Below are 19,378 nucleotides of genomic sequence, written 5' to 3'. Positions count from 1 at the left end.
ACATGGAGGGGTCACAGACCCTGCCAGTCGGGCTTTCCTTCCCAGCTGGCGCGGTAGTAGTCGGCAAGGCGCAGACGGGATGCGGCGGCCTCGTCCACGACGACGGTGACGTGCGGATGCAGCTGGACCGCCGACCCGGGAACCATCGCCGTGACCGGTCCCTCGAGAGCCCCGGCGACCGCATCCGCCTTCTCCTGCCCGAAGGCGAGGAGCACGAGGTGCCGGGCTTCGAGGATCGTGCCGAGACCCTGCGTGATGCAGTGCCGCGGCACCTCGGAGGCATCCGCGAAGAAGCGGGCGTTGTCCTCCCTGGTCTGCGCGGTCAGGGTCTTCACGCGGGTGCGGGAGGCGAACGACGAGCCGGGTTCGTTGAACCCGATGTGCCCGTCGGTGCCGATCCCCAGGATCTGCAGGTCCACACCGCCCGCGTCCCGGATCGCACGCTCGTACTCCTCGCCCGCCGTGGCGATCCCCGCCTCGCGGCCGTCCGGCACGTGGATGCGGGCAGGGTCCAGGCCCAGCGGTTCGACCACCTCGCGGGCGATCACCGAGCGGTAGCTCTCGGGGTGCGAGGGATCCAAGCCGACGTACTCGTCGAGCGCGAAGCCGCGCACCCGCGACACGTCGAGATCACCGATGCGCTCGCGCAGCGCCTCGTACACGGGCAGCGGCGTGGAGCCCGTGGCGAGCCCGAGAACGGCGTCCTCCCGCATCCGGATCAGCCGGACGATCTCGTCGGCGACGATCGCGCCGCCCTCTTCCTTCGATGCGACGATGACCACTTCAGCCACGTGCGCTCACCTCCTGCTCGATTGCTGTTCCTCCCACGATCGCCGCCCCGACCGCCGCTGCCGGCGAACCGGTCGGCAGCACCCGCATCCGATCCGCGAGCCCGAGAGAACGCAGGAAGGGGGATGCGGCGACGCTGCGCTCGAGCTCCGCACGCACCTCCGGGAGCATCCGGTCGGCGAGCGCGGTGAGGCCGCCGCCGAGGACGACACGTTCCACATCGGCCGTCAGCACGAGGATGCGCACGGCCGCAGCGACAGCCCGGGCCAGATCGCGGCGGATGGCGGTGGCGAGCGCATCTCCCGCGTCGGCGGCGTCGAAGACGTCGCGCACCGGGAGGGCTGCGGGGCGTCCCCATCGGTCGGCGATGGCCGCTCCCCCGGCGAGCGCCTCGATGCATCCGCGACCGCCGCAACGGCAGAGCGGGCCCTCGGGATCGATGCTGATGTGGCCCACCTCCCCGGCGGAGCCGCCCGCACCGCGCCACAGCGCACCGTCGAGCACGATGCCCGCGGCGACACCGGTGCCGAGGTTCAGGAACGCGAGACTCGTGCCGGGCTGTTCGAGGGCGGCGGCGCCCAGGGCTGCCGCCTTCACGTCGTTCTCGACGTGCACGGGCAGACCCACCCGGGGCGCCACGGCGGCCGCCACATCCAGATCCGAGACGCCGAGGTTGAGCGCGTGGGTGACGCGTCCGGAGCCTCGGCGCACCTGACCCGGCATGCCGATCCCCACCGACGTGAACTGTGCGGCGTCGATGCCCGGCAGGCTGGAAAGGGCCGCCACCGCGTCGGCGACGGTCTCGACGACACCCACCGGCCCCCAGAGGGTCGCGAGCCGCACGGAGGCGAGCACTCGATCCCGGGCGTCGACGACCACCGCATCGGTCTTGGTGCCGCCGACGTCGAGTCCGACCCTCATCCCTTCACCGCGCCCGAGACAAGTCCCCCGGTCATGCGGTGCTGCACGATCAGGAAGAACGCGACGACCGGCAGGGCCATCAGGGTGGATGCGGCCATGACCACGGACCAGTCGGTCGCCTTGGTGACCTGCACGAAGGCGCGCAGCCAGATCGGAAGGGTCTGCGGATCGGGACGCGTGAGGATGACGAGCGCGAACACGAACTCGTTCCACGCCTGGATGAACGCGAACACCCCCGTGGCGACGAGGCCCGGCGCGAGCAGCGGGAAGGTGACCCGCCAGAAGGCACCCGTGCGGCTGCAGCCGTCGATCATCGCCGCTTCCTCCAGTTCCGCCGGCACGCCTTGGACGAAGCCGCGCAGGGTCCAGATGGTGAACGGGAGCACGATCGCGATGTAGACGAGGCTGAGGCCGGCGATCGTGTTGACGAGGGCCCATCCGTCCAGCACGCGGAAGGTCGAGATGATCATGGCTTCCGCGGGGATCATCTGCACGACGAGGATCGCAACGACGATGCTCTTGCGGCTGCGGAACCGGAAGCGCGAGAGCGCGACGGCCGCGAGGAACGCGAACAGCAGGGCTGCGACGAGGGTGATGCCCGTCACCGTCACCGACGTGCCGAGCGCGCCCAGGAACCCGCCCTCGCCGAGGGCTGTGGCGTAGTTGCGCAGCGTGAACTGGTCGGGCCAGAAGTGCGGCGTCTCACCTCGCACGGCGGATGCAGGCAGCAGCGACGTGTTGATCATCCAGTACACGGGGAACACCGCACAGACGATCACGACGAGGGCGGCCAGATTCAGCAGGACCCGGCCGGTGCGGGTGCGTGCGCGCGTGGTCATGCCTCCTCCTGACGGAGCATCGAGCGGATGTAGTAGCCGGAGATCACGAGCATGATCGCCACGAGGATCACCGAGATCGCGCCGCCCGAGCCGAGGTCACCCGAGGCCATCGAGACGCTGTAGATGTAGACGCCGATCGTGTTGGTGTCGGCGCGGACGCCGCCGATGGTCTGCAGGGCGTAGATCTGCGCGAACACGCGCAGATCCCAGATGACCTGGAGGATGAGCAGCACGACGAGGATCGAGCGCAGGTAGGGGAAGACGATGAGACGGAAGCGCGAGAAGGCGCCCGCACCGTCCAGCTGGGCGGCCTCCAGCACCTCGTCGGGCACCTGACCGAGCCCGGCGTAGACGGAGAAGGCGACGAAGGGGATCGCGCCCCATGTGATGATGATGGCCGCCACGGCGAAGAAGCTCAGCGGGTCGATCAACCAACTGTGCCCGGTCCAGTCGGTGCCGGTCAGCTGGGTGAGCGCGTAGTTGACGAGGCCGTACTGGGTGTCGAAGATCCAGCCCCAGACGATCGTGGCGGTCAGCGCCGGCATCGCCCAGGCCAGCAGGAGCGCGACCGAGACGGCGGTGCGCATGATGCGGCCGAGCTTGGTCATGAGCAGCGCGATCAGGACACCCAGGACCATCGTCGCCGCGACGCAGACCATGCACAGCAGCACGCTGCGCGCGAGCACCTGCCAGAATCCCGAGTCCGTGAGCACGGCGATGTAGTTGTCGAGTCCGACGAAGGACGGCGGTGCGCCGAAGATCTGCGCACGGCCGAACTCCTGGAACGACATGACCACCATCTGCACGAGCGGCCAGCCGATGAACACGGCGAGCATGACCAGCGCGGGCGAGAGCAGCAGAAGAGGGGTGAGCGCCCGGCGACGGCGGCGCCGTACGGGCGGGGGCCCGGACGCGATGACCGCGTCGACGGGCAGCTGGGTGGCGACAGCCATGGTGACTCCTGAGAACGGATGGGGGTGCTCCCCGCCCAACGCCCGGAACGAGCCGGTCGCCCCGCGAGGAGCGCAGCGACGAGTCGAAACGCGGAGTCGGAACCCGAGACGATTCGACTCGTCGCTGCGGGACGGATCAGCCGTTGAGGATGGACTCGATCTGCTCGTCGGCAGCAGCCGCGAGCGAGGCGACGTCGCCTCCGCCGGCGATGTTGACGAACAGGTCCTGCATGATGCCCTGCGCCTCCACATCCGCCCACTTCGGCGATGCCGGCGTCAGCTTGGCGTTGGCTGCAGCCGACGCGATGACGGATGCGAGCTCCGGCGTGGCGGCGGCGACCTTGTCGCCCAGCGACGTCTTGGCGGGCACGAGACCCGCCTCGGCCAGGATCGTCTGGTACTCGTCGCTCAGCATGATCTCCAGCGCCGACTTCGCCAGCTCCGGGTTCTTCGACTTGGCCGCGATGCCGACGTTGGAGCCGCCGGCGAACACCTGTGCCGCACCGCCCTTGGCGCCGGGCAGAGCGAACTCGCCGGTCGTCTCGGCGACAGCGGTCGGCTGCTTGTCCTCGTCGGCCACGATCGACCAATAGGCCCAGCTGGGCGCGGAGTAGGTCGCGGCCTGCTGTGTGCGGAAGGGCACCCATCCCTCGGTCTCGTCGCCGTCCTTGGGCGCGAGAGACGCCTTCGTCATGAGCTCCTGCACCTGCTCGAGCCCTGCGATCGACTCCGGGCTCGACAACTGGGCATCCCAGCTGCCGTCATCGTCCTGAACGGCGACCTCGCCGCCGTTCTCCCAGATGAAGGGCAACCCGTTGTACCAGTCCTTGCCGGGGAAGTACACGCCCGAGACACCGGGCAACGCCGTCGCGAGGGTCACGCCGTTCGACACGTACTCGTCGAGGGTCGTGGGCACCGAGACGCCGGCCTGCGCGTACTGCGCCGTGTTGTAGAACACGACACGGGAGCCCGAGTAGTAGGGGGCGGCGTAAAGGTCGCCGTCCCAGCTGCCGGCCTCGACGAACCCAGGGAGCAGGTCCGATCCCCCGAGCTCGTCCTTGATGTCGCCCAGGCTCAGCAGCGCGCCGCTCGATGTGAACGCCGGGGCCTGCGTGTTGCCCATCTCGACGACGTCGGGGCTGTCGTTGGACGACAGGCTCGTGGTGAGCTTGTCGACGAGTCCGGTCCACTGCTGCTCCTCGATGACCAGCGTGGAACCGGGATTCTGATCCTCGAACGTCTTCACGAGATAGTCGCGGGCGTCCTGAGGGGTGTCGGTGCCGACGAGCCAGACACGGATCTGCGCGCTGCCGCCGCTCGACGAGCCGCCTCCTGTCCCCGCGCATCCGGCAAGCGCAATCGCCGATGCGCCCATCAGGGCGACGGCTGGGAGGAACTTCTTCATGTGCTGTCCTCTGTTCTCGATGATGAGACCGTGAGCGCCGGCGGCGCGCACGGGAGGTCCCGTCAGGAGACGCCGAGCGTCGCCGAAAGGACCATGACGGCCGCACCGCGCAGGACGATGTCCTGGCCTTGCTCCGTCATCCGCACCCGGACGCCCTCGTGGAAAGGGGCGAGTGTCCGCGTGCGGAGGGCCTCGGCGGTGGCCTGCGCAAGCACACCGCCGAGGAGTTCAGGAGGGCCGGAGAGAACGATCTCCGACAGATCGAGGGCGCCGACGACGGGGGCGAGCGCAATGCCGAGGCGCTCTCCGGCATCCCGGAGCACCGTGTCGCGCTCGTCCGGGTCGGCCGCATCCGCTCTGGCGGTCAGCGCCGGCACGGACAGCCACGCCTCGAGGCAGCCGACCTTGCCGCACGCGCAGAGCGGGCCGCCGTCGGTGCCGACGGTCACGTGACCGATCTCGCCCGCGGCGAAGCGGCTGCCGCGCATGGGCTGGCCGCCCGCGAGCAGGCCCGATCCGACACCGCTGCCGACCTTGACCAGCAGCACGTCGTCGCCTGAGCCGCCGAACGTGTACTCCGCCAGCACGGCGGCGTTCGCGTCGTTCGCGACGAGCACCTCGAGCCCGAGCGCCTCGCTCAACACGCCCTCGAGATCGAAACCGGCCCACCCCATGTTCGGGGCCGTGAGCACGATGCCGCGGTCATCGATGACGCCGGGAGTGCCCACACCGACGCCGAGCACGGGGGCCTTCGCCTCGGCGACGAGTCGCTGGGCGAGCGAGATGACGGCGGCGAGCACATCGGATGCGGCGGCCGGATGCGGTGTCTCGGCGCGCGAGACGATGTCGCCGTCGAGGGTCAGGACCGCGCCGATGAAGACGTCGCTTCCCGAGAGGTCCAGTCCGATGATGCGGTGACCGGCCCGATCGACGTCGACGAGCATGGCGGGCTTGCCGGGGCGGCTGCCCTCGCGCATCCCCTTCTCGACCACGAATCCGTCGCCGATCAGCTCGGCGACCAGGTCGGAGATCGTGACGCGCGTCAGTCCGGTCTCGCGCGAGAGATCGGCGCGACTCATCGCGCCGCGGTGGAAGAGCGTCTGCAGCACGAGCGACCGGTTGTGCCCGCGAGCGTGCTCGGGCAGGACCTTCACTCCGGCGCGCAGTGCGCGGCCGGGAGCGAAGGCGCCTCCGCGAGAGGTCATGTGGGTGTGCGCGGGCTCGGAGAGGGAAGCGCCGCGCTGCACTTCCGATGCAGTCATGTTTGTTAGTACACCTTACGAACAAACATGATGCAAGCATTCCGCGCGCTCGTCACACGACTGTTACACGACGCCGTGATCGGAACGTTGTCGGAGATCGGACTCTGACCACGCCTTTATCAGACTTGCTCGCGTACCCTGGGAAGACACAGCACACGAAGCACGGGGGTGAGAGTGTGACGGATCTGGCAACCGGACCGCACGCGCAGCACGACACGCCGGCGGAAGACGCCGGGTCCGGCGACGGCACGACGCCCGTCTACGCGTGGGCCCCCGAAGAGCCCAAGCCTCGCAAGCGCCACCTCGGCCTCTGGATCGGCATCCCCTCCGCCGTCCTCGCGGTCGCGGCGGTCACGGCATCCCTCGTGCTCATCGCGCCCGGGACCGCCGTCGCCGGCGTTCCGATCGGCGGGATGACGGTGGGCGGCGCCGCCGACGCATTGTCGGCCCGCCTCGCCGGCGCGACCGTGGTGCTGAACACGCCCGACGGCGACGTCACCGTGACCGGCGCCGACCTGGGAGCGTCGATCGACGCGCGCACGATCGCAGAGCAGGCATTCGATGCCCACCCGCTGTGGAACGTGACCCAGTGGAACTCCGCGCCGCTCGTCGCCGACGTGACACTCGACCCCGTCGTCGCCACCGACGCTCTTCGCGACGCGGCTCCGGGCGCTTACACCGACCCCACCGATGCGACCGTGACGTTCGACTCCGCGACCGCGTCCTATGTGTCCACCCCCGCGGAGGCCGGCGAGGGCATCGACCTCGATCAGGTGCGCACCGCTCTCAGCGAGGCGTTCTCCTCCGGCGAGGGTCGCACCACGATCGACGCCTCCATCATCCCGGTGGACGCGGCCATCACGACAACGGATGCCGACGCTTCCGTCACGCGGTTGAACGGCATCCTCGACACGATCGGCTTCTACGTCGGCGACGAACGCACCGTGCCCGTGGACCGCGCACTGGCCGCCTCGTGGCTGAAGCTCGGCACCGAGGACGGCAAGCTCACGCTCTCGGCCGACGCCGACGCCATCCAAAAGACCGTCGACACGCTGGCGCCGCTCGTGAACCGCGCGCCGGTGGACGCCACCGTCGTCACGAACGCCGCGGGCGAGGTGCTTCGCGACCTGACGCCCGGTGCGGTCGGACGCACACTCGGCGACACCTCCAAGGTGGCCGACGACTTCGCGGCTCAGCTCGCCGCGGGCGACGCCGCGTACCAGCTCCCCGTGACCGAGGCACCGTTCGCGACGACCTCACTCCACCGTTACTCCGACGTGAACCTCAGCACGCAGCAGGCGACGTTCTACGAGAACGGCCAGGTCGTCAACAGCTGGCCGATCTCCTCCGGGCTCGGCGAGAACGCAACGCCGACGGGCAATTTCACCGTCTTCGCGCACGTCCGCATGCAGGACATGGGCTGCACGCCCACATCGACGTACTGCACCAAGGACGTCCCCTGGGTGACGTACTTCGCCCCGGACATCGGCTTCCACGGCACCTACTGGCACAACAACTTCGGTAACCCGATGAGCCACGGCTGCATCAACATGCCGATCGACCAGGCGGCATGGGCCTACGAGTTCCTCTCCAAGGGGTCCGAGGTCTCGGTCCACTACTGAGCCGCAACGCAGAAGGGGCCGGATGCATCCGCATCCGGCCCCTTCTGCGTGCGATGTCAGATGGCGTCGATGATGCGGTTCAGCGTCGCAGACGGACGCATGACCTCGTCGACCAGTCGGATGTCGGGGTGGTAGTAACCGCCGATCTCGACGGACGCGCCCTGTACCGCGAGCAGTTCGGCGACGATCGTCTCCTCGGCAGCCGCGAGCTCCTGCGCGATCGGTGCGAACGCTCGGGCCAGCTCCGCATCCGCCGACTGCGCGGCGAGCTCCTGCACCCAGTAGAGCGCGAGGTAGAAGTGGCTGCCGCGGTTGTCGATCGTGCCGAGGGCGCGACCGGGCGACTTGTCGTTCTCGAGGAACGTGCCGGTCGCGGCATCCAACGTGTCCGCGAGCACCTGCGCGCGGACGTTGCCGGTGAAGGTCGCGAAGTGCTCGAAGGATGCGGCGAGCGCGAAGAACTCGCCGAGCGAGTCCCAGCGCAGGTAGTTCTCGGCCAGCAGCTGCTGCACGTGCTTGGGCGCGGAGCCGCCGGCACCCGTCTCGAAGAGTCCGCCGCCGGCGAGCAGCGGAACGATCGAGAGCATCTTGGCGCTCGTTCCCACCTCGAGGATCGGGAACAGATCGGTCAGGTAGTCGCGCAGGACGTTGCCGGTCACCGAGATGGTGTCCTGACCCGCGCGCAGGCGCTCGAGCGAAAACAGCGTCGCGTCGGTCGGCGCGAGGATCTCGATCTGCAGACCCTCGGTGTCGTGCTCGGCGAGGTAGGTGCGAACCTTGGCGATGAGCTGCGCGTCATGCGCGCGGCCCTCGTCGAGCCAGAACACGGCGGGCACGCCGGTGGCGCGGGCGCGGGTGACGGCGAGCTTCACCCAGTCGCGCACGGCGATGTCCTTGGTCTGCGTGGCCCGCCAGATGTCGCCGGCCTCGACCGCGCTCTCGAGCACGACCTCGCCCGCGGAGGTGACGACCTGGACGACGCCGGCGCTGGAGATCTCGAAGGTCTTGTCGTGGCTGCCGTACTCCTCGGCCGCCTGCGCCATGAGGCCCACGTTCGGGACGGTGCCGATCGTGGCAGGGTCGAGCGGGCCGTGCGCGATGACGTCCTCGATCACGGCCTGGTAGACACCGGCGTAGGAGGAGTCGGGGATGACCGCGAGGGTGTCGTCCTCGCCGCCGTCGACACCCCACAGCTTTCCGCCGTTGCGGATGAGCGCGGGCATGGATGCGTCGACGATCACGTCGGAGGGCACGTGCAGGTTGGTGATGCCCTTGTCCGAGTTGACGTACGACAGGCGCGGACCCGAGGCGATCGCCTGCTCGAAGGCGGCGGCGATCTCGGCACCGTCGGGCAGACCCGCGAGCCCGGAGAGGATCGCGCCGAGACCGTCGTTCGGCGTGAGCCCCGCGGCGGCGAGCTGGTCGCCGTAGCGTGCGAACACGTCGGCGAAGAACGCCTTCACGACATGGCCGAAGATGATCGGGTCGCTGACCTTCATCATCGTCGCCTTGAGGTGCACGGAGTACAGCACGTCGTCGGCCTTGGCCGCAGCCAGCGTCTCGGCGAGGAAAGCGTCCAGCGCCGCAGCCGAGAGGAACGTCGCGTCCACGATCTCGCCCGGAAGCACCTTGAGGCCGGACTTCAGCACCGTCTCGGCGCCCGCCGCATCCACGTGGCGGATGGTGAGGGTGTCGTCATCGGGCGAGACCCAGGAGATCTCGTTCGAGCGGAAGTCGTCGTGTCCGAGGGTTGCGACGCGGGTCTTCGAGCCCTCGGCGAACGCCTTGTTGCGGTGCGGGTGCTTGCGCGCGTAGCTCTTCACCGCGCCGGGGGCACGGCGGTCGCTGTTGCCCTCGCGGAGCACCGGGTTGACCGCCGAGCCCTTGATCTTGTCGTAGCGCGCGCGGACGCTCTCCTCCTCGACGCCATTGGGCTCGTCGGGGTAGTTCGGGATGTCGTAGCCCTGCGACTGCAGCTCGGCGATGGCGGCCTTGAGCTGCGGGATCGATGCCGAGATGTTCGGCAGCTTGATGATGTTGGCCTCCGGCAGCGTCGCGAGCGCGCCGAGTTCGGCGAGCGCGTCGCCGACGAGCTGCTCGGGGGTGAGCTGCTGCGGGAAGGCTGCGAGGATGCGGCCGGCGAGCGAGATGTCGCGCGTCGCGATCTCGACCCCCGCCTGGCCGGCGACGGCGCGGACGATGGGAAGGAAGGATGCGGTGGCGAGCGCCGGAGCCTCGTCGGTGTGCGTGTAGATGATCGTGGAATCAGGCACGGATTTGTCTCTCCATAGAGGCGTCGAGGGTCAGCCGCCAGCCTATCGCACCCGGTCCGGTTATCTCGATGTCGAGATATCTCCCCCGCCGCACGGCCGCATCTGACCACATCCGGATGCGGGAGTTCACACGGCCCGCATCCCTCCCCGCGGGCGGGCGCCAGGCGTTAGCCTGTGACCATGACCGAACTGCGCCTCGAAGAGCTGTCGGCCGCGACGATCGTCGCCGTGAACAACATGTCACTCAAACCCGGGCAGGAACAGTTCCTCGCCCCGGTCAGCTACGGGGTGGCGGCGACCGTGATCGACCCTCGCACCAGCTGGCAGCGCGTCGTGCTCGCGGGCGACGATGTCGTCGGGTTCGTCAGCGCGAACTTCGATCCGCACGAGACGCAGGAGTGGTTCCGTTCCGTGCTCTGGCGCATCAACGTCGACGCCGACGACCAGGGCCAGGGCATCGGGCGCTTCGCCATCGAAGGCCTCGTGAACGAGGCCCGCGAGCGCGGCATGGATCACGTCGACGTCATCTATGAGGCGGGCGAGGGCGGCCCTGAGGCGTTCTTCCGCCGCGTAGGGTTCGAACCCGTCGGCGAAACCGAGTTCGGCGAGGTCGTCGCCCGCATCGCGCTCTGACGCGGCCGCGCGCGCAGCGCGCCGGCCTGAGCTCTCTGCTCGTCTGAGCCGCCTGCTCGTCGCGCGGTTCTCGGAGTTCCGCGCACTTCTCGGAGGTTTCGGTCCGAATTCTCCGAGCTCGGCGCCGATCTCCGAGAACATTGGCACCTCCTCCCCCACCCGAGCGGCGCGGCGGGTCTGCCACAGACGTCGCTCCCCGGAGAGCAGGGATGCGGACGCCGACGCAGGATGGCGGGATGTCCCTCACTCCCTGGCTCGCCGCACAGGGCGGGCTCGCCCATCGCGCGGTCGCCGCCGAGGCCGGATTCGGCGTGCGCGCCGTCCGCGCCGAGGCGGCCGCCGGCCGCATCCGCATCGTCCGGAGGTCGTGGATCGCCACATCATCCGCACCGCGGGACCTGCTGGCGGCGGCGCAGGCGGGAGCACGACTGGCGTGCGTCTCGGTCGCGCGGCATCGCGGCTGGTGGCTGCCGCCCTTGCTCACCGATCGACCCCACCTGCATCTACGGCCGCACGCCGCATCCGACGGCGTGCCCGCGGATGCGGTCGCCCACTGGAGCATTCCGCTCGCACCGCCGGCTGCGCATAGTCTGCTCGAGTCGACCGAGGACGCGCTGCGCCATATCGCACGCTGCCTGTCCCCCGAGGCCGCGCGTGTCGTATGGGAGTCGGCGGTCCGCACGGAAGGGATCTCCCTGGACACGCTGCGACGGGTGCGCTGGCGTTCCCCCGAGGCCGTCGCGCTCGCGCGCGAGGTCCGCGGCCTTTCCGACTCCGGTCTCGAGACGCAGGTCATCGTGCGGCTGAGTCCTTGGGGCGTGCCCATGACGCAGCAGGCGGTCGTGGCGGGCCGCCGCGTCGACATCCTGATCGGCGAGCGCCTGGTCGTGCAGATCGACGGCTACACCCATCACCGTACGTCCGCGCAGCGGGGCAAGGACATCGCCCACGACGCCGAACTGCGCCTGCGCGGGTTCACCGTGCTGCGCTTCGACTATGCGCAGGTCGTGTACGACTGGCCGAGCGTCGAGCGCACAATCGCGCGCGCCATCGCCGCCGGCCTCCACCTCGCCTGTTGACAGCATCCTGATCTCGGAGATGCGCGCGAATCTCGGAGGTTTACAGCCGCATCCTCCGAGAAACGCGCCGATCTCCGAGAAAGGTGCATGGGCACCGCGCGAGTCAGGCGCGCCGGGCGCGGGCGCGTCGCAGGGCCTTGTCCGCCTCCACCACGACGGCCGGGATCACCGACAGCGCGAGTGCCAGCAGCCACTCGCTGCCGCTCAGGCTCGTGGTCATCAGCAGGTTCTGGGCGAACCCGACCTCGACGCACACGACGGTCAACACGACGGGTATCCACATCCACTTGAGCGCGTCGGCCCACGGCGCCGCGAATCCGGATGCGGGATCCCGCCGCATCGCCATCCCCGCCACGACCGATCCCAGGCTGATCACGACGAAGGCCATCGTGACCGGCACCGACGCCTCGGCGGTGCGCGCCTCGCCCGGCGCCAGCAAAAGCGCGGCGAGCGCGGTGGCGAAGATGGCGCCGCCGTACACGAGCCACTGCGTGATGGAGCCGCGGTTCGCGAGCGTCTGGCGCACGTCGCGGGGAGGCCTGGACATGATGCCGTCGGGGTCGGGCCCGAACGTGATGGTCAGAACGGGGAAGAACGTGATGAAGGTGCTGAGGAAGATGACCATGAGCGGCGTGAGGGGCACACCGTTGTTGATGTCGAAGATGCTGGCGGCGAGAAAGAGCAGAACGAGCGAGAACAGCGTCGACATCTGATACCGGACGTAGCCGACGATCTTCTCGTAGATGCCGCGACCCAGCCGGATCGCTTCGACGAGGGTGCCGAAGTCGTCGTCCGTCAGGATCATGCGCGCCGCCTGCTTCGTGACCTCGCTCCCGGAGCCCATGGCGACACCGATGTCGGCCTGTTTGAGGGCTGCGGCGTCGTTGACCGCATCGCCGGTCATCGCGACGATCTCACCGCGCTCCTGCAGGAGGCGAGCCACCCGCAGCTTGTCCTCCGGAGTCACGCGGCCGAACACGTGCAACTCGGGGAGGCGTGCCGACAGCTCCGCATCGCTCAGCTCGCGCAGCTCCGAGCCGCTGATGGCGCCGGGGCCGACGCCGAGCTCGTCGCCGATGGCGGCCGCCGTGACGGCGTGGTCACCCGTGATCATGCGCACCTCGATGCCGGCACCCGCCGCGATCCGCACCGCCTCGATCGCCTCGGGCCGCAGCGGGTCGACGATGCCGACGAGGGCCACGAACACGAAGTCGTCCGAGAAGGCCATCGGATCGGCGATCGCCGCATCCCGCTCGTCATTCAGGATGCGGTAGCCGAACGCCAGCACGCGCAGCCCCTCGCCCGAGAGTCGGGCGTTGGCCGCGAGGATGTCGTCACGCGCGTGGGCGATGGGCACGACCCCCTCCCCCGTCAGCACCTGCGTGCAGCGATCGAGGACCACATCCGGTCCTCCCTTGATGGTCGCGACGAAGGCACTGGCGCCGTCCCACGGCACGTCGTGGCAGGTCACCATGAACTTGTACGCCGAGTCGAAGGGCACCTCGGCCACGCGCGGATACAGCCGCCGCGTCTCTTCCGCGTCGGCACCGAGCTTCGCCGCGAGCACCACCAGGGCCGCCTCGGTCGGGTCGCCCACCACCGTGCCCGCATCCGACGCCGTGGCATCGCTGTTGAGACACAGCCCGTACGCGAGCGCCGTGAAGTCGGGCACCTCGAGCCCCGCGGCGTGACGCAAGGCCCCGGTCTTGCGGTATCCCTCGCCCTCGACCGAGAACCACTGGCCGCGGGCGTAGAGCCGGCGAGCGGTCATCTGGTTGAGCGTCAGCGTTCCCGTCTTGTCGGAGTTGATCGCGGAGGTGGCACCGAGCGTCTCGACATCGCTCAGGTTCTTGACGACCGCCCGGTGCTCGGCGAGCTGCTTGGCGCCGTACGAGAGCATCACCTGCACGAAGGTCGGGAGCCCCGACGGGATGGCCGAGACGGCCATGGCGATGCCCACGAGCAGGACCGTCTGGATCGACTCCCCGCGGGCGAAGCCCAGCACGATCATGATCGCGACGGCGCCCCACGCGATGAGTCCCAGCACCTTCGTGAGCCCGTCCAGCTCCCGCTGGAGGGGGCTCCGCGTGCCGACGACGGCCGTGAGCATCCCCGCGATGCGACCCATCTGGGTCTGCATGCCGGTCTCGGTCACGACCATCACGGCGGTCCCGCGCGTGAGACTCGTGTTCTGGAAGAGCATGTTCTCGCGGTCGCCCAGTGCGACGTCGGCGTCGGCGAGCGTTCCGGCATCCTTCGGCACCGGGGCGCTCTCCCCCGTCAGCGCCGACTCCTGCGTCTCGCACGTCGCGCTGCGCAGGATGCGGCCGTCCGCCGGGACGAGGTCGCCGGCCTCCAGCTGGACGATGTCCCCGGCGACGACGTCCGTCGCGTCGATCTGACGCAGCGTGCCCTGGCGGAGCACCCGCACCTGGGGGATCTGCAACTGGGAGAGGGCGTCGACGCTGCGACGCGCCGCGAGCTCCTGCCGCGTACCGAGCACCACGTTCAGCCCCACGAGCAACGCCACGACGACGGCCACGGAGGGCTGCGCGATGAGGATGCTGACCACGACGACACCGATGAGCATGAGGTTCATCGGGTCGGCGAGCTGTCGCAGCGCAATGGTCACCGCGCGGGGTGACGGCGGCGCGGCGATGGCATTGGGCCCCTGCTCCGCCAGTCGTCTGGCGGCCTGCTCGTCCGACAGCCCCTCCGCGGCGTCCGTACCGAGCTCGGCCGCCACCTGGTCGGCACCCATCGCCCACCAGGCCGCCGTTTCGGACTGCGCGCCAACCGGTGTCTGTGTGCCGCTCATGGACCACCTCCCCGATCGCGATCATAGCGACGGGGCGGGATGCGGCCACGGCACCGCCGATGCCGTGGCCGGCCGATTCTCCGGCCGCGGTGCCGCGTCGAGAACCCCGATGCCCCTATCGTGATGCACATGCCGCGCTTCGACATGGACCCGCACGCCCTCCGCGAGTATCGGCCCGAGGTGCGCGAGCCCGCCGACTTCGATGCCTTCTGGGCCGAGACGATCGCCTCCTCCCGCGCCGCGGGCGAGGAGGTGCGCTACGCGCGCGTCGCGACGCCGTTCACTCTCGTCGACGTCTACGACGTGACGTTCAGCGGCTATGCGGGCGAGCCGGTGCGCGCATGGTTGACCGTGCCGGCGGGCGCCGACGAGCCGCTGCCGGCGGTCGTCGAGTACAACGGCTACGGCGGCGGCCGCGGACTCGCGGGCGAACGACTCGGCTGGGCCAACGCCGGTTATGCGCACCTGCTGATGGACACGCGCGGTCAGGGTTCGATGTGGGGAACCGGAGGCGACACCCCCGATCCGCACGGTACCGGCCCGTCCGTCAGCGGCTTCATGACGCGCGGCATCGAGGATCCCGCGCAGTACTACTACCGCCGCGTGTTCACGGATGCGGTGCGCCTGGTGGATGCGGCGCGCACGCTCGACATCGTCGACGCCGACCGCGTCGCGGTGTGCGGCGGCAGCCAGGGCGGCGGAATCGCGCTCGCGGCGGGAGCCCTGTCCGACGGGCTGATCGCGGTCATGCCCGACGTGCCGTTCCTCTGCCACTTCGAACGCGCCGTCGGCCTCACGGACGCGGATCCCTACCAGGAGATCGTGCGCTACCTCGCTGTGCACCGCCACACCGAGGAGCGGGTGTTCACCACGCTGTCCTACTTCGACGGCGTCAACATGGCGCGCCGCTCCCATGCACCCGCGCTGTTCTCGACAGCGTTGCACGATCAGACCTGCCCGCCCTCGACCGTCTTCGCCGCCCGCAACCACTATGCGGGCGAGGCGGACATCGAGGTGTACCCCCACAATCAGCACGAGGGTGGTCTCATGTACCAATGGTTCGCGCAGGCCGAGTTCCTCGCCGCACGCGTGTGAGTTCGGGATGCGGCCTTTCGCCGCATCCCGAACCGTCACACGAGCGAGTCGCGCCAGGCAGCGTGCAGCCGCGCGAACGTGCCGGTGCCGCCGATGAGCGCCTCGGGAGCGTCGTCCTCGACGATGCGGCCGTGCTCCATGACCAGCACGCGGTCCGCGATCGCGACCGTGGAGAGGCGGTGCGCGATGATGATGGCCGTTCGATCGGCGAGGAGCGTCCCGAGAGCCGATTGGATCTGACGCTCGCTCGGGATGTCGAGCGAGGCGGTCGCCTCGTCGAGGATCAGCACCGCCGGGTTTGCGAGGAACGCGCGCGCGAACGAGATCAGCTGACGCTGTCCCGCTGACACACGCCCGCCGCGCTTGTTCACATCGGTGTCGTAGCCGTCGGGAAGCGCCTCGATGAACGCGTGCGCACCGACGGCCATGGCCGCATCCCGCACCTCGTCGAGGGTCGCATCCGGTTTTCCGAGCGCGATGTTGTCGGCGACCGTGCCGCTGAACAGGTACGCCTCCTGCGTGACCATGACGATCGCACGGCGCAGGTCCGCCGAGCCGAGCGTCCGCAGATCCACGCCGTCGAGCGTCACGGAGCCGCGGGTCGGATCGTAGAAACGGGAGACGAGCTTGGCCAGCGTGGACTTGCCCGCCCCCGTCGTGCCGACCAGGGCGATCGTCTGACCCGCCGGAACGTCCAGCGAGAAGTCGGGCAGCACGACGCGTCCATCGCCGTAGCCGAACGCCACGTCGTCGAAACGGATCGCTCCGCGCGGCCGCTCCAGAGCCACCGGATGCGCGGGCTCGGGAACCGTGGGCTCCTCCTCCAGCACGCCCGACACCTTCTCGAGCGCCGCCGCTGCCGACTGGTAGGAGTTCAGGAACATCGCCACCTCCTGCAGGGGCGAGAAGAAGTTGCGCACGTACAGCACGGCGGCCAGCAGCACGCCGATCTCCAGCGCGCCGCCGGCGACGCGGATCCCGCCGAAGAGCAGCACGGCGCCGAGGCTGAGCGTCGAGATCGCCATCAGCCCGGGCTCGAATGTGCCGAACAGCCGGATCGAGCGCATGTTGACGTCGCGGTACTGCTCGCTCAGCTCACCGAACTCGACGTCGCCGCGCTTCTCCTTGCGGAACGCCTTGACCGCGCGGATGCCGGTCATGGTCTCCACGAAGTGCACGATGACCTTCGCGCTGATCACGCGCGACTCGCGGTAGACCATCTGCGAGCGGCGGTAGAACCACCGCATGAGAAGTGCCAGCGGGATGCCCATGACGATGAGCACGACGCCGCTCTGCCAGTCGACCAGCAGCAGCGCGATGAGCGTGAACGCGCCGAAGAGCACACCCGAGACCAGCTCGTTGAGCCCGCCGTCCAGGAGCTCCCGGATCGTGTCCAGGTCGCTCGTCTGGCGCGAGATGATTCGCCCCGACGTGTACGACTCGTGGAACTCGAGACTCAGCCGCTGCGTGTGACGGAAGATGCGGGTGCGCAGGTCGAGCATGACCGCCTGCGTCAGCCGCGCGGCGACCACGGCGTACCACCCGATGAGGGCCGCCCCGAGCAGCCCGGATGCGAGATAGACGGCCACCACACCGATCGTGGGAAGCCAGTCCATCTCGTTCAGCACCGCCGGCAGCGCGTTGTCGATACCGAACGCGATCAGCGCCGGACCCACGACCCGCAGGGCCGTCGAGACGACGAGCACGACGGCCGCGAGCACGAGCTTCGCGCGCAGCGGGCGGATGAGGGAGCCGAGCAGCCGCATCGAGCGACGCCGGATCTCGCGGCTCTCGACACGTGTGTAGTCGGAGCGGTCTTCGCCGCTGGTTCCCGTGACGGTGCTCATCGCGCTTCCTCCTTCTCCTGCTCGTCCAGACTCGAGATGACGTGCCGGTAGTGCGCCGAGGAGCGCATCAGCTCACTGTGCGTGCCGACGGCGGTGACCCGACCGTCTTCGAGGAGCGCGACCCGATCCGCGAGAGCCACGGTCGAGGGCCGGTGGGCGACGATGAGGGCGGTCGTGTCGGCCAGCACCCGGCGCAGACCCTCCTCCACGCGCGCCTCGGTGTCGACGTCGAGCGCCGACAGCGGGTCGTCGAGCACGAGCACCGACGGCCTCGCGGCCACCGCGCGCGCGAGCGCGAGACGCTGCCGCTGACCTCCCGACAGGCTCAGCCCTTCCTCTCCGATGACGGTGTCGACGCCGTCGGGCAGACGCTCCACGAACTCCGCCTGAGCCACGTCGAGCGCTTCACGCAGCACGCGCTCGCCCTCGGGTGAGGCCGCATCCAGGTCGTCGCGTCCGAGCAGCACGTTCTCGCGGACGGAGGAGGAGAACAGCGTCGCCTCCTCGAACGCCATCGAGATGTGGGTGCGCAGTTCGGTCAGCGTGAGCTCTCTGACATCGACGCCGTCCAGCGTCACGCGTCCTCCGGTCACGTCGTACAGACGCGTCGGCAGGGTGGTCAGCGTCGTCTTGCCCGAGCCGGTGAGTCCCACGAGCGCCATCGTCTCGCCCGGTTCCAGGGCGAGGTCGATGCCGTCGAGCAGGTCGCGCTGGGCATCCGGCGCATCCTGATAGCGGAAGTGCACGTTCTCGAACACGAGCCGTCCCCGCGGGTTCCCGAGCGAGACCGGGTTCTCCGGGTCGTCGATCGTGATGTGCTCGTCGAATACCTCGAACACGCGGTCGGTGGCCGTACGCGCATCCAGAAGGAACGAGAAGAGGAAGCCGATGGACTCCATGGGCCAGCGCAGCACCGTCGCCATCGCGAAGAACGCGAACAGCTGAGCGACCGAGAGCTGGCCGAGCTGGGCGAGGACGATCCCGGCCGCCAGACACAGCGCGAACGCGATCTCGGGCAGCAGCACCAGCCAGAACCAGATCAGGCCGATGGCTGTGGCCTTGCGCAGCTCCGTCTGGCGCAGCGTCTCGGCCTGACGCGCGAACTTAGCCAGCGCGTGGGACCCACGACCAAAGGCCTTCAGCACGCGGATGCCGTGCACGCTCTCCTCGACGGCGGTCGCGAGATCGCCCGCCTGGTCCTGACTCTGTCGCGCCAACACCCCGTACTGCTTCTCGAAGCGGTATCCGGCGTACCAGAGCGGGGCGGAGCACAGCAGGAAGATCGTGCCGAGCGCCCAGTGCCACTGAAACAACAGCACCGTGCCGAGCGCGATCGTCAGCACATTGACGACGAGCAGGATGACGCCGAAGGCGAGCCAGCGACGGATGAGGCTGATGTCCTGCATCATGCGGCTGAGCAGCTGTCCCGACTGCCACCGGTCGTGGAAGGCGACGGGGAGTCGTTGCAGACGCGCGGCGAAGCCGGTGCGCAACGCGTACTCGACCTTGGTCGAGGGCGCGAGCACGAACCAGCGCCGACCCCACACGAGGGCGGCCTCGGCGAGCCCGAGCCCGATGACGGCGAGCGTGCCCCAGAGGATCTGCGTCGGGTCCGCGGAGGCGATCGGACCCGCGACGACGCCCTCGAGCACGAGCGGGATCATCAGGGCGACGACGCTGGCGGCGAGCGCGCTGATGGCGCCGAGCGCCAACGGACGCAGCACGGGACGCACAAACGGCAGAAGCCTCGCGAGGGCGCGGAGCGTGGACGGTTCGGTGGACGAACGAGAGGGTGTGGAACTCATGATCCTCGAGGAGAGCGTGCGACAGCTGTGCCGCAGA

Annotated in this window: 14 protein-coding genes; 4 read left to right on the top strand and 10 right to left on the bottom strand. The window is 69.5% G+C overall.

Annotated elements, in window-relative coordinates; translation table 11 throughout:
- Positions 1-11: 11 nt before the first annotated feature.
- The 6 genes from nagB to PQV94_RS03725 all read right to left on the bottom strand — a co-directional run bounded on the left by nagB (position 12) and on the right by PQV94_RS03725 (position 6,169).
- On the bottom strand, positions 12-791 hold the full coding sequence (gene nagB / locus PQV94_RS03750) for a glucosamine-6-phosphate deaminase (protein WP_274287460.1): 780 nt from the start codon (positions 789-791) through the stop codon (positions 12-14).
- Positions 784-1,710: an ROK family protein gene (locus PQV94_RS03745; RefSeq protein ID WP_274287459.1), complete on the bottom strand. Its 927-nt coding sequence runs from the start codon at positions 1,708-1,710 to the stop codon at positions 784-786. The genes nagB and PQV94_RS03745 overlap by 8 nt, the downstream gene beginning before the upstream one ends.
- A complete protein-coding gene (locus PQV94_RS03740) occupies positions 1,707-2,549 on the bottom strand; it encodes a carbohydrate ABC transporter permease (protein ID WP_274287458.1) in 843 nt (280 codons plus the stop codon). Before PQV94_RS03740 ends, PQV94_RS03745 begins: the two co-directional genes overlap by 4 nt.
- Entirely contained in the window at positions 2,546-3,502 is a 957-nt protein-coding gene (locus PQV94_RS03735) for a carbohydrate ABC transporter permease (RefSeq protein ID WP_274287457.1), read from the bottom strand. Before PQV94_RS03735 ends, PQV94_RS03740 begins: the two co-directional genes overlap by 4 nt.
- Positions 3,503-3,638: 136 nt before the next feature.
- Complete coding sequence (locus tag PQV94_RS03730) at positions 3,639-4,907, bottom strand: extracellular solute-binding protein (protein ID WP_274287456.1); 1,269 nt, start codon at positions 4,905-4,907, stop codon at positions 3,639-3,641.
- A gap of 62 nt (positions 4,908-4,969) precedes the next feature.
- Positions 4,970-6,169, bottom strand: coding sequence for an ROK family transcriptional regulator (locus PQV94_RS03725; RefSeq protein WP_443192701.1), 1,200 nt, complete (start codon positions 6,167-6,169; stop codon positions 4,970-4,972).
- A 176-nt stretch (positions 6,170-6,345) separates the two neighbouring features.
- On the opposite strand from PQV94_RS03725, the gene PQV94_RS03720 reads away from it, so the two are divergent.
- Complete coding sequence (locus tag PQV94_RS03720) at positions 6,346-7,791, top strand: L,D-transpeptidase family protein (RefSeq protein ID WP_274287455.1); 1,446 nt, start codon at positions 6,346-6,348, stop codon at positions 7,789-7,791.
- A gap of 56 nt (positions 7,792-7,847) precedes the next feature.
- On the opposite strand, the gene PQV94_RS03715 is transcribed toward PQV94_RS03720, so the two are convergent.
- Positions 7,848-10,064: an NADP-dependent isocitrate dehydrogenase gene (locus PQV94_RS03715; protein ID WP_274287454.1), complete on the bottom strand. Its 2,217-nt coding sequence runs from the start codon at positions 10,062-10,064 to the stop codon at positions 7,848-7,850.
- Positions 10,065-10,244: 180 nt separating this feature from the next.
- On the opposite strand from PQV94_RS03715, the gene PQV94_RS03710 reads away from it, so the two are divergent.
- Together PQV94_RS03710 and PQV94_RS03705 are read left to right on the top strand one after the other, a co-directional pair.
- Positions 10,245-10,697, top strand: a complete 453-nt coding sequence (locus tag PQV94_RS03710) for a GNAT family N-acetyltransferase (RefSeq protein ID WP_274287453.1) — start codon at positions 10,245-10,247, stop codon at positions 10,695-10,697.
- A gap of 236 nt (positions 10,698-10,933) precedes the next feature.
- The gene (locus PQV94_RS03705; RefSeq protein ID WP_274287452.1) at positions 10,934-11,776 is read left to right on the top strand and encodes an endonuclease domain-containing protein; all 843 of its coding nucleotides are present in this window, start codon (positions 10,934-10,936) and stop codon (positions 11,774-11,776) included.
- Positions 11,777-11,879: 103 nt separating this feature from the next.
- Here PQV94_RS03705 and PQV94_RS03700 read toward each other — a convergent pair whose 3' ends face one another.
- Positions 11,880-14,594, bottom strand: coding sequence for a cation-translocating P-type ATPase (locus tag PQV94_RS03700; RefSeq protein ID WP_274287451.1), 2,715 nt, complete (start codon positions 14,592-14,594; stop codon positions 11,880-11,882).
- A gap of 129 nt (positions 14,595-14,723) precedes the next feature.
- Between PQV94_RS03700 and PQV94_RS03695 the strand changes: the two genes are divergently transcribed.
- The gene (locus tag PQV94_RS03695) at positions 14,724-15,689 is read left to right on the top strand and encodes an acetylxylan esterase (protein ID WP_274287450.1); all 966 of its coding nucleotides are present in this window, start codon (positions 14,724-14,726) and stop codon (positions 15,687-15,689) included.
- Positions 15,690-15,724: 35 nt separating this feature from the next.
- Here the strand turns inward: PQV94_RS03695 and PQV94_RS03690 are convergent, their stop codons facing one another.
- Together PQV94_RS03690 and PQV94_RS03685 are read right to left on the bottom strand one after the other, a co-directional pair.
- Positions 15,725-17,536 (bottom strand): ABC transporter ATP-binding protein, encoded by a 1,812-nt coding sequence (locus PQV94_RS03690; protein ID WP_274287449.1) that lies wholly within the window; start codon positions 17,534-17,536, stop codon positions 15,725-15,727.
- A complete protein-coding gene (locus tag PQV94_RS03685; protein ID WP_274287448.1) occupies positions 17,533-19,341 on the bottom strand; it encodes an ABC transporter ATP-binding protein in 1,809 nt (602 codons plus the stop codon). Before PQV94_RS03685 ends, PQV94_RS03690 begins: the two co-directional genes overlap by 4 nt.
- Positions 19,342-19,378: the final 37 nt, after the last annotated feature.

Origin of the sequence: Microbacterium sp. Clip185, from assembly GCF_028743715.1 — a bacterium.
Lineage (GTDB): Bacteria > Actinomycetota > Actinomycetes > Actinomycetales > Microbacteriaceae > Microbacterium.
The sequence above is the reverse complement of the archived record's forward strand: the minus strand, read 5'-3'. Positions and strand labels throughout refer to the sequence as shown.